Here is an 11,536-nt window from a genome sequence, read left to right on the forward strand (position 1 = left end):
GCAAAATCCTTCATTGCTGTGTAAGTTAAATACCTAAACAATAATAAAAACAGCTAGGGAGGCTCTGTATGATCACTCATATTAGTCCTGCAGGTAGCATGGATTTGCTATCACAATTGGAAGTAGACCAACTAAAAAAAACCGCTTCTAGTGATGTCTATAGAATGTACCGAAATTGTACATTAGCCGTTTTAAACTCAGGCAGTCACACTGATAGCTCGAAAGAACTTCTAGAAAAATACGAATCTTTTGACGTATCAGTAACACGTCGAGATCGAGGTATAAAACTCGAACTAAGTAACCCACCAGAACATGCTTTTGTTGACGGTACTATTATTAAAGGGATCCAAGAGCACCTCTTTTCTGTATTACGTGACATGGTATATGTGAATATGCAAATCGCAGATCATAATAGACTGAACTTATCCAATGACTCACATTTAACCAATCTAGTATTCAGTATTCTACGCAACGCCAAAGCACTCCATACTCGCATTGAGCCCAATCTCGTTGTTTGCTGGGGCGGTCACTCTATTAATCCAATCGAATACCAATACACTCGTGAAGTTGGGCATGAACTAGGATTACGAGAGCTGAATATCTGTACTGGTTGTGGGCCAGGCGCAATGGAAGGACCAATGAAAGGAGCGGCTATTGGTCATGCTAAACAGCGTTATTTAAGTAGTCGCTTTGTTGGATTAACAGAACCTTCAATTATCGCCGCTGAGCCACCAAACCCTATCGTCAATGAACTCATTATTATGCCGGATATTGAAAAACGATTGGAAGCGTTTGTTCGTATGGCTCATGGTATTGTCATTTTCCCTGGAGGCCCTGGTACAGCTGAAGAGTTGCTGTATATCTTAGGGATCATGATGAACCCTGCCAATCGTCAGCAACCAATGCCAATAGTACTCACCGGACCAAAAGAGAGTGAAGCCTACTTCCTTTCAATCGACACTTTTATACGTGAGACATTGGGTGAAGAAGCGACGCATTATTATGAAATCGTTGTCGATGATCCTGAAAAAGCAGCTGTGATGATTAACCATGGCATCAAGAAAGTAAAAGAGTACCGTAAAGCAACAGATGATTCATACAGCTTTAACTGGGCGTTGAAAATTGAATCCGCGTTTCAACATCCATTTGAACCAACGCATGAAGCAATGTCTGCCCTTGATTTGCATTTAGACCAACCCACTGAAAATCTAGCGGCAAACTTACGCCAGGCATTTTCTGGAATTGTATCTGGAAATGTAAAAGCTGAAGGTATTGCTGAAATAGAAAAAAACGGGGTATTTAAACTTCATGGAGATCCGAAGTTAATGAAGAAAATGGATCGCCTACTACAAGATTTTGTTAAGCAAGGTCGAATGAAGCTTCCAGGTTCTAAATATGTCCCTTGTTATGAAATCGTCGTAGATTAGGGCTGGAATCCCTCCCCTTCAGTAACGTACAATAGAAAGCCTATGCTAAATACATAGGCTTTTTCTTTTTTCTATATAGGAATGAATACGTTATGGCAATTCACCTGGTTATTATTGACGCATTAAATCTTATTCGTCGCGTTCATTCCGCCCAACCAAATCAAGACGATATCCAAGCGGTTATTACCACAACCTCTCGCACAATTAACCGCATTTTAAAAGAAACCGAGCCGACTCATATTATCGCGGTATTCGATCACCACCTTCAAGACCGAGGCTGGCGAGCAGAAATATTACCTAAATACAAAGAAGACCGAAAACCAATGCCAGAAACCCTAAAAGAAGGCATGGACAGCATTCAAGATGCATGGTGGAAATTAGGAATCGATTCACTTTTATCTGATGGTGATGAGGCCGATGACTTAGTGGCTACCTTAGCAAATAAAGTTGCCGCGCATAATGAACAAGTCACCATAATTTCTACAGATAAAGGGTATTGCCAATTGCTATCTCCTACACTTCGTATCCGAGATTACTTTCAACATCGTTGGTTGGATGCCCCTTTTATTGAAAAAGAATTTGGTCTAAAACCTGAACAATTGGCAGATTACTGGGGATTAGCAGGGATTAGCTCAAGTAAAATCACGGGGATCCCTGGAGTTGGCCCTAAAGCGGCACTAGAAATTTTAACTCAATTTCCAACGATTGAAGCGGCGAACGAATCTGAAGAACTACCAAAAAAATACCGTAAAAAATTTGATGAATATTACGAAACGGCGATTCTATGTAGAAAAGTAGCTGGATTAAGAACTGATATTGAACTTGGCTTTAATCTGCAAGATATACGATATGAGAAACCAGAATCAGGATCTAGGGGATAGAATTATAAATCCCATAAGATGTAGAAGCTAATGTGCTTTGAAACAAAAATCTGTTTGTCATCATTGAGCCACCAACGCGAAATATAGCGATTCTTCTTTTAAGAAAAAAGCGTATTAAGTTCTATTTTCTTCGGTAACCTTAAATAAAAACGCCCGCTGATTATCAACATCAGCGGGCGTTTATTTTTATCTCACTCTAATCAATATCACAAGATTAGTGTGGCGAAATATTAGAAATAGCTTGGATATGTACCGTAATTTCTTCACGGTCATGATACAAGTGCTTCGCTTGAAGCTTGTATTGGAAGTTATTCTTCTTCAAAAATTCTTTTAAATTTTCAATATCTTGAAGCACTTCATCGTAACGGCCTTTCATTGGTAATTTAAGGTTAAATAGCGCTTCTTTAGCCCAACCTTTAATTAACCACTCACCCATAAGATGAGCAACACGTGCAGGCTTTTCAATCATGTCACACACGATCCACGTTACGTTCTTTCTTTGTGGTTCAAATTTAAAACCATCAACCATGTGGTGTTTAACTTGACCTGTATCCATTAAGCTTTGTGCCATCATGCCATTATCAATCGCATGAACAAACATAGAACGCTTAACTAGTTGGTAAGTCCAACCTCCAGGACACGCGCCTAAATCAACAGCCCACATACCAGAAGCCAAGCGAGTATCCCACTCATCTCTTGGAATGAATACGTGAAACGCTTCTTCCAGTTTCAGTGTAGAACGGCTTGGTGAATCTGACGGAAATTTCAGACGAGGAATACCCATAAAGAACGTTGAGTTATTATTAGTATAAGAATAACCTACATAACAATGACCCGGAGCCGTAAAACAAATATGCATAACAGGGATTCTGTCTGAATCTCTTGGTGTTAGCATTTCTTTACCACGTAATGCAATTCGCATTGGTACGGTAAATTTACGACAGAATTTTAATAATTCTTTTGCTTCATTCGTATCAGGTGTTTCAATGCGAATATCACCACAACAAGGTACATTTTCGACATCAACTAATGCATTCAAAATTGGTGAGATACGATCTTCAGATGGTAAATCTTGTAGCTCAGTAGCTACCGCAAACATTTGACGAGCAAAAATCAGCTCATTAAATTTAATCTCACGGATCAATTTATCTGCATCGCCTTCCTGGTAGCATTCAAATAGCACATAGCCTGTATTATTTTTTAGGCGAGGAAAACCAAACACTTCAAGTTGAGTGGCTTTATCTTGGATCTCACCTGCACACTCTTTCTCAAAACCAGAGCGACAATAGAACATTACTTGTTTCACTTTGAAACCTCAGTCAAACGATAAGTTGAAACAGCCAGCGTTAGCCAACCGACAATAAAGCAGAATCCACCTAATGGAGTAATTGGTCCAAACCATTTTATTCCAGTGAACACTAATGCATATAAACTACCACTGAATAATAATATTCCAATGGTAAATAGCAAGGCGGCGTATGATACCCCTTTTGAAAATGAATTTCTCAACAAAATTCCACATCCAAACAGAGCAAGTGTATGCCACATTTGATATTGCACTGCTGTCTCATACACATCCAGTAGATATGGCGATAAAATCGACTTTAGACCGTGGGCACCAAAAGCACCTAAACCAACAGTCAGCGCACCACTAAAGCTAGCAGTCAATAAACATAGACGACTATTCATCATCTGTAATCTCTTGCTCACTACGCGCCTTACTCAGTATCCATTTTCTAAAAGTAGCAATGCGTCCCGTATCGGCCTGTTTTTCACTACATACTAAATAAAATGCATTTTTACTAATGAGTAACTCTTCAAAAGGAGCGACTAAACGCCCTGCATCTAACTCAGGTTGAGCAAGTACATTATTCCCTAATGCAATACCCTGACCATGCGCTGCGGCTTGTAGTACCATCGTTGAATGGCTAAATATAGGGCCTTGATTAACGTTCATTCCCTGCAAATCAAATTGTTTTACAAATAACTTCCAATCTTTACGGGAGGTATCATGCAATAAGGTATGGAAACGTAAATCATCAATCGTTGCTAATGGTTTTTCATTTAACAGTACTTGCGGTGAACATAACGGTAATAACTGTTCTTGGTATAACAAATCAACACGTAAACCAGGCCAATTTCCACGACCATAATAAATCGCAACATCGACATCTTCCGTTAATGAACCCTCATCCATATCAACCGCTTTAATTCGTACATCAATGTCTGGTTCTTGGTTATTAAAATCAGACAAACGAGGAACAAGCCATTGAATAGCAAAACTTGGTGGCAAACTAATAGTTAGAGCGCCTTTCGCACTTCTTTCCAATACTTTATCTGTTGCTTCTGATAGAGATGTGAAAATTTCTTTAATATCTAAAAAGTAACTTTGCCCCTCTTCGGTAAGAAGTAAAGATCGATTACGACGGCGAAATAACTTCAAGCCCAGAAATTCTTCTAATGCTTTGATTTGATGGCTAACTGCTGCTTGTGTAACAAATAACTCTTCCGCTGCACGAGTAAAGCTTAAGTGCCTAGCTGCCGCTTCAAACACACGTAAAGAATTTAAAGGTGGTAATCTTCGAGACATAAGAACTCACATTCTGAATCATTAGTTTTTTTAATGCCAAGTATTATAAATTGTCCATTGCCGAACTACCAGATAAAACCTAATATTGGCTCCGTTGTTTAGAGGAAAGACATATATTCCTCCCTGAGTATCTTTTACTAACCTCTAGACTCCAATGTTGTGTTTGCATATTGGCTCGACTGTTAGAGCCCCGAGTATTGATTTCAAAAAATTTGTTAACAATACCCAATATTTACTACGTTTTTGACCATTTGGTTAAAAAAGATTCTTAGCACCGTTTAATACGGTGCTTTTTTTTGCCTGTAATTTTGACTTACGAACCAGAAATCCGCATCATTCTCACTGTCTGCTTACCCTAATAAAAGAAAATCACTATGACTGCATTTAGCGTTGACGCTATTCGAACTCAATTTCCGGCCTTAACTCAAGATATTAATGGGCAACCTATTGCTTATTTTGATAGTGCAGCCACTACGCAAAAACCATTAGTTGTATTAAATGCCATTCAAGATTACTACCAAAAAAGTAACGCTAATGTTCATCGTGGCAGTCATAGCTTAACCGCATCAGCAACGTTGCAATTTGAACAAGCCCGTGAAACTGTTCAGCACTTTATAAACGCAAAAAACAGTAAAGAAATCATTTGGACTCGAGGGGCAACAGAAGCCATTAATTTAATAGCTCAAACTTACGCTCGAAGTACATTAAAAATAGGTGATGAAATTCTAATAAGCGAATTAGAACATCACGCCAATATTGTGCCTTGGCAAATTGTTGCAGAGCAAACAGGTGCGATAGTTGTAAAAATCCCAATGAACCCTGATTGCACTCTAGATATGGAGGCATTTGCAACATTGGTAACTCCGCGTACTAAAATTGTTGCCGTCGCTCAAGTGACCAATGTAACGGGCACTTTGAATCCAATTGATAAAATTATAAACGCAGCACATAAAGTAGGTGCTATTGTTGTTGTGGATGGCGCTCAAGGTATTGTTCATCACGATATTGATGTTCAAGCAATGGATGCGGATTTTTACGTTTTCTCTGGCCATAAATTATTTGCTCCGGCAGGTATCGGTGCTCTTTATGGTAAGCAACATTTACTTGAATCCATGCCAGTTTGGCACGGTGGCGGTAAAATGGTTGAGAAAGTCTCGTTTAAAAAAACGACATTTTCAGAACTGCCAGGGAAATTTGAAGCGGGCACACCAAACGTTGCTGGCGCGATTGCTTGTGCTACCGCAATCAATTGGGTTAAGCAGTTTACCCACAATGATCTAAATACTCATATCAACGAGCTTCGTCAGATGGCGATCGATGGAATCAAAGATATTGAAGATTTACGGTTTGTAGGCTTACAAAATAATGCGAGCTTATTTTCTTTTGTTATTGATGGTGTCCACCACCAAGACATCGCGACATTATTAGACCAGCAAGGCATTGCTGTACGCTCTGGTAACCATTGTGCGCACCCTATGTTAGACGCATTAGGACTAACAGGTACTGTACGCGTTTCATTTGCCTTGTATAATACCAAGCAAGATGTTCAACGTTTTATCGACGCGCTAAATAAAGCCGCAGATATGCTATAAGCTCAAATTTAAGGTATTTTATTTATGTCTACATTCCCATCGTCACCTTTTGGTTTTGATATTACTCACACCACGGTTCTCGATTTAATGAGTGAAGCAAAAGGGTGGGAAGATCGTTACCGTAACGTGATTCAATTAGGTAAAAAACTGCCTAAAATGCCTGAAGAACTGCAACAAGATAATGTAACGATTTCAGGCTGTGAAAGTAAAGTTTGGCTACAACATGAAGTCATTGATGGGGTTTATTTTTTCTGTGCTGATTCTGACGCGCGTATTGTTCGAGGGCTTATCGCGTTAGTAATGGCTACGGTTAATAATAAAACGGCACAAGAGATTAACACGTTTGATATGGATGGATATTTTGCTCAATTAGGGTTAATTGAACATTTAAGCCCATCACGTGGTAATGGACTTAAAGCAATCATTGAAACGATTAATGAGACTGTTCGTTCAGATAGCTAGAAACTATACGCTTCGCTAACTAGATACTATAAGAGCAGAAAAGGCTGATAGTAATAACAATATTTATCACACCAGCCATACACGCACTTATAGTCTCTAGTCTCTAGTAAAGTGTTTCTCTATCAACTTCTCTACAATTCTCGACACCGCAACAAAACCAAAGGTCGCAGTGACAACCGTAGCAGCACCAAAACCACTCGCACAATCCATACGCTTTGGACCATCAGCGGTTGCTTTAGTCGCACACACAGAGCCATCCGCTTGTGGGTATTTCAAATGCTCTGTTGAATAGACACAATCAATGCCAAATTTACGCTTAGGGTTCTTCGTGAAATTATGATGGCGACGTAACGTATCACGCAATTTCTTCGCTAATGGATCTTGAATTGTTTTGGTTAAATCAGTGATTTGAATTTGAGTTGGATCCGTCTGGCCACCCGCACCACCCGTCGTGATAACTTTAATCTTATTACTTTTACAATAAGCTAATAATGCGGCTTTTGGTTTCATGCTATCGATAGCATCAAGTACGTAATCAAATTCTTTAGAAATATATTCTGCTTGGTTTTCAGGGGTGATGAAGTCATCAATCAAATTAATCTTACACTCAGGATTAATTAATTTAATGCGTTCAGCCATTACTTCAATTTTACTTTGGCCAATTGTTCCCGTCATTGCATGGATCTGACGGTTAATATTCGTCACACACACATCATCCATATCAATCAAGGTAATCTCACCAAGACCAGTACGAACTAATGCCTCTACAGCCCACGAGCCGACACCACCGATACCTACCACACAGACATGTGCAGCACGCATGATTTCCACTTCACTATTACCATACAAACGGCGAGTGCCACCAAAACGTTGGTCATAACTTTCAGAAGCAGGAGTGGTTAATTCGCGCATGGGTTTACCTTACTCAAAAACAAAAAAAGAGCACGATTTATACGCACTCTTTTTTAGAAGATCAAGCTTTAAGAAACTCGGGATTATTTCAAACCTATTTCTTTTTTGGCATTTCCCATGGATTTTCAGTTTCTGAGTCTTTTAAACCTAACTTCCATACTCGCCCAAAGTGCTTAAAGTGGCCAGCAGCAATACCAGCCTCTGAACCCATACCGTAATATTGGTCTAAATGGTTTTCTTTAACTGCACCACCCGTATCAAGTACGAGTAATACTTTCAATACGTGTTTACCCGTCCACTTACCATCTTTATCTAACTGTGGAACCTCTGCAAGTATCGGGGTTCCCATAGGCAATAAACTGCGATCAGCCGCAACTGCCGCACCAGCAAGTAAAGGGATACCGGCAGAGCCTAATACATCATGTGCTTTTTTAGGCGTAAAAAATACGTAGGATGGATTTGTTTCTAATAATTCACGAACGGTTGCATCATCGTTTCTTTCAACCCATTCTTTAATCGCTTTTAGCGACATATCTTTTCGTTCAACTTCACCACGCTCAATAAGGATACGACCAATACTCACGTAAGGATGATTGTTTTTTCCACCATAGGCAAAATACTCTAACTTATCGTCATCACCAAAATGAATAAAGCCACTGCCTTGCACTTCCATAATAAACGGATCAATCCGATTATCTGAATAGCCAAGCTCTAGCCCTAACCCAGCTAACGCACCCGCGTTAATTTCAGCTCGAGTAGGACAATCTGAACCACAATCAGGTTTATCATAAACTGGATATTTAAACGTTTCATTAGGCGTATGACGCATTTCAATCACAGGTGAAAAATACCCCGTAAACATCACGTTGCCCTGTTTGTCCCCTCCGCCCATTTGAGCAAATTGAATACCATAAGCCGACAACTCTGCAGGGTTTGAACTTTCATCAATCCATTTTTGCAATTGTACATACAGATCTTCATAGCGTAATGACATAGACTCAGAACGATTAACTACTTCGGCACTTTGCTTTTTGAATGCACTAAAATCAGAAGGTTTATCTGTATGGATTTCATTAACTTCATTTAAATTACTGCTGAACCCACCATCTAAATATTGTTGAGCTCGTTCAGTGGGACGATCAGCACAACCAGCTAAAGCAAGAAGAACACACACGAGAGAAAATTTACGAAACACAATAAAGCCTTATTGAAAAATAGTGTAAGAAGAATGACAAACAAATAGAAATAGAGCAATTCCTTACCTTCGAATAAGTGTAAGAAAAGGAGAATTTTGACAAAAATTGACACAAACTAGCAGTCAACTTCCAAGTAAATGTAATGAAACATAGTTACCTAGAAACTTTAGAAATTATTGCTTATGAAAAATTGATTTATAATGCGTTGGTTTAATACGCAATAACTCTGCACCATCTTTGTCTTCAACCATATATACATACATCATTTCACCGTGTTTATAGCTGAGTTTACTGCCATTAAATTCAAACTTAGTATTAATTAAGCGACCATGAGTATAAATTCCTGCTTTACTGACAGTAAAGCTATCCTGAGCATAACTTGGTACGCCAGACTCAACCCAATTACCATATATTTGAGAGACTGGCATTTGAGCAAAAGCACCCGATTTATACATTGCAGCAATCACTGATGCGACTAAACCAACGGCAACAAAACTGATTAAAACTAATAATCGAATTTTTCTTTTCTTTAACTCTTTTTCTTGAGCTCGACTCATTGTGATGCCTACTAAAAATAATTATGTTATTAAGCTTATCGGCAATCCTTCAAAATATTAAGAAAAACTTATGTGACCTTGTACTAAACACTTGTAGAAATATAAATAATTAGTCAATATAAACGCATAAATAATTACTCATGGATGAATCGTGTGAAGTTTCGTAGTACCGCTTTAGTTAAAGGGTTTCGCCAATCTGCACCTTATGTAAATGCTCACCGGGATAAAACCGTGGTGATTATGCTTGGAGGTGAAGCCATTGCTGACCAAAACTTTGCAAATATCGTTAATGATATTGCTCTCCTAAACTCTCTTGGATTACGGATTGTTATTGTTTATGGCACTCGGCCTCAAATGCGCTCCCAACTCAAAGAAAATGGTCATCATGCGCCTTTTCACAAAGGGATCCGAGTCACCGATGAGCAAACCCTTGAACTCGTCAAGCAAATCGCAGGGCAATTACAACTTGATATTACTGCTCGGCTATCCATGAGTTTAAATAACACGCCAATGGCAGGTGCACAAATTAACGTTATCAGCGGTAACTTCATTATCGCCCAACCGCTTGGCGTTGATGATGGGATTGATTATTGCCACAGTGGTCGTGTTCGCCGTATTGATACCAATGGTATTAGCCGTATGCTTGACCAGCAATCCATCGTCTTACTTGGCCCTGTCGCCAGTTCCGTCACTGGGGAGTGTTTTAACTTGCTCTCTGAAGACGTAGCGACCCAATTAGCCATTCGATTAAACGCAGATAAATTAATTGGATTTTGCTCTGAACAAGGTGTTGTTGATAACCAAGGTCATATTTTAGCCGAGCTATTTCCCAATGAAGCAGAAACTATACTTGGGAAATTAGAAACGGATCTTAACCCGAAAGATGAAAATTCTACGGGCACCATGCGCTTTTTAAGGGGGGCCATTTCAGCTTGTAAAGCGGGCGTACCAAGAAGCCACCTTATTAGTTACAAAGAAGATGGGGCATTAATTCAAGAATTATTTTCTTTTGATGGTATTGGTACCCAAGTTGTAATGGCCAGTTCTGAGCAAATTCGTGACGCTGAAATTGATGATATTGGCGGTATTATGGATTTAATTCATCCATTAGAAGAAGAAGGGATTTTAGTTCGTCGATCTCGTGAGCAACTAGAACAAGAAGTCGCTCAATTTACCATTATTGAAAAAGACGGATTAGTAATTGCTTGCGCCGCTCTTTACCCTTTTCCTGAAGATGGCATGGCTGAAATGGGCTGCGTTGCGGTTCACCCTGATTACCGAGACGGAGATCGCGGAGTCACATTACTCAATCGCTTACGCTTTAAAGCCAAGCAATTTAAATTATCACAACTGTTTGTACTTACCACTCGCAGCCTTCATTGGTTTAGAGAGCAAGGGTTTGTTGAAGTTGATGTCTCGCAATTACCAATGACAAAACAAAAATTGTATAACTACCAACGTAAATCAAAGATCTTAGTGCTAAAAGAACTGTAAACGAAAAAAGCCGTAACGGATTATCCCTTTGCGGCTTTTTAATAATCGTCTTTGTTCTCTTTAGTGACTAGCAGTATTAGAGAACAAATTAACAACCAGTACACCAGATAAAATCAGAGCGATTCCGGCTAATGCTGGTAAATCCAGTTTTTGCCCATAAGCAAAATATCCAATACCGGCGACCAAAACAATCCCAGCCCCACTCCATATCGCATAAACAATACCTACAGGCATGCTTTTTACGGTTATTGACAGTAAAAAGAAGGCGATAGCATAACCCACAGCAACAATAACACTCGGGGTTAGCTTGGTGAATTGCTCTGTTTTAGGAATAAAAGAGGTCGCTATCACTTCGGAAATAATAGCAATAATAAGCGCCATTGCTGGTGGCATTGAAACAAGTAATTTAAACATATAACGGAACA

General features: G+C 39.3%; 12 protein-coding genes. 5 read left to right on the top strand and 7 right to left on the bottom strand.

The window, feature by feature from the left end; genetic code table 11:
• Positions 1-68: 68 nt before the first annotated feature.
• On the top strand, positions 69-1,427 hold the full coding sequence (gene ppnN, locus A6E03_RS15535; protein WP_065592617.1) for a nucleotide 5'-monophosphate nucleosidase PpnN: 1,359 nt from the start codon (positions 69-71) through the stop codon (positions 1,425-1,427).
• 92 nt (positions 1,428-1,519) lie between these two features.
• Complete coding sequence (gene xni, locus A6E03_RS15540) at positions 1,520-2,308, top strand: flap endonuclease Xni (RefSeq protein ID WP_065592616.1); 789 nt, start codon at positions 1,520-1,522, stop codon at positions 2,306-2,308.
• Between the two features lie 214 nt (positions 2,309-2,522).
• On the opposite strand, the gene rlmM is transcribed toward xni, so the two are convergent.
• From rlmM to A6E03_RS15555, 3 genes are read right to left on the bottom strand one after another with little or no spacing between them, the layout of a single operon-like run.
• Positions 2,523-3,614 (bottom strand): 23S rRNA (cytidine(2498)-2'-O)-methyltransferase RlmM, encoded by a 1,092-nt coding sequence (rlmM, locus tag A6E03_RS15545; RefSeq protein WP_065601215.1) that lies wholly within the window; start codon positions 3,612-3,614, stop codon positions 2,523-2,525.
• On the bottom strand, positions 3,611-4,000 hold the full coding sequence (locus A6E03_RS15550; protein ID WP_083190308.1) for a DUF423 domain-containing protein: 390 nt from the start codon (positions 3,998-4,000) through the stop codon (positions 3,611-3,613). Before A6E03_RS15550 ends, rlmM begins: the two co-directional genes overlap by 4 nt.
• The gene (locus tag A6E03_RS15555; protein ID WP_065592614.1) at positions 3,990-4,898 is read right to left on the bottom strand and encodes a transcriptional regulator GcvA; all 909 of its coding nucleotides are present in this window, start codon (positions 4,896-4,898) and stop codon (positions 3,990-3,992) included. The genes A6E03_RS15550 and A6E03_RS15555 overlap by 11 nt, the downstream gene beginning before the upstream one ends.
• A 374-nt stretch (positions 4,899-5,272) precedes the next feature.
• On the opposite strand from A6E03_RS15555, the gene csdA reads away from it, so the two are divergent.
• Together csdA and csdE are read left to right on the top strand one after the other, a co-directional pair.
• The gene (gene csdA / locus A6E03_RS15560) at positions 5,273-6,490 is read left to right on the top strand and encodes a cysteine desulfurase CsdA (RefSeq protein WP_065601216.1); all 1,218 of its coding nucleotides are present in this window, start codon (positions 5,273-5,275) and stop codon (positions 6,488-6,490) included.
• Between the two features lie 24 nt (positions 6,491-6,514).
• Entirely contained in the window at positions 6,515-6,952 is a 438-nt protein-coding gene (csdE, locus tag A6E03_RS15565; protein ID WP_065592612.1) for a cysteine desulfurase sulfur acceptor subunit CsdE, read from the top strand.
• Between the two features lie 96 nt (positions 6,953-7,048).
• Here the strand turns inward: csdE and tcdA are convergent, their stop codons facing one another.
• The 3 genes from tcdA to A6E03_RS15580 all read right to left on the bottom strand — a co-directional run bounded on the left by tcdA (position 7,049) and on the right by A6E03_RS15580 (position 9,617).
• Entirely contained in the window at positions 7,049-7,864 is an 816-nt protein-coding gene (gene tcdA / locus A6E03_RS15570; protein WP_065601217.1) for a tRNA cyclic N6-threonylcarbamoyladenosine(37) synthase TcdA, read from the bottom strand.
• A 94-nt stretch (positions 7,865-7,958) separates the two neighbouring features.
• Entirely contained in the window at positions 7,959-9,059 is a 1,101-nt protein-coding gene (mltA, locus tag A6E03_RS15575; RefSeq protein ID WP_065592610.1) for a murein transglycosylase A, read from the bottom strand.
• A 174-nt stretch (positions 9,060-9,233) separates the two neighbouring features.
• Positions 9,234-9,617: a DUF2850 domain-containing protein gene (locus A6E03_RS15580; protein ID WP_065592609.1), complete on the bottom strand. Its 384-nt coding sequence runs from the start codon at positions 9,615-9,617 to the stop codon at positions 9,234-9,236.
• 153 nt (positions 9,618-9,770) lie between these two features.
• Between A6E03_RS15580 and argA the strand changes: the two genes are divergently transcribed.
• Positions 9,771-11,111: an amino-acid N-acetyltransferase gene (argA, locus tag A6E03_RS15585; RefSeq protein ID WP_065601218.1), complete on the top strand. Its 1,341-nt coding sequence runs from the start codon at positions 9,771-9,773 to the stop codon at positions 11,109-11,111.
• Positions 11,112-11,171: 60 nt separating this feature from the next.
• Here the strand turns inward: argA and A6E03_RS15590 are convergent, their stop codons facing one another.
• Complete coding sequence (locus A6E03_RS15590) at positions 11,172-11,525, bottom strand: multidrug efflux SMR transporter (RefSeq protein ID WP_083190309.1); 354 nt, start codon at positions 11,523-11,525, stop codon at positions 11,172-11,174.
• Between the last annotated feature and the right edge of the window lie 11 nt (positions 11,526-11,536).

Origin of the sequence: Aliivibrio sp. 1S128 (assembly GCF_001691065.1) — a bacterium.
Lineage (GTDB): Bacteria > Pseudomonadota > Gammaproteobacteria > Enterobacterales > Vibrionaceae > Aliivibrio.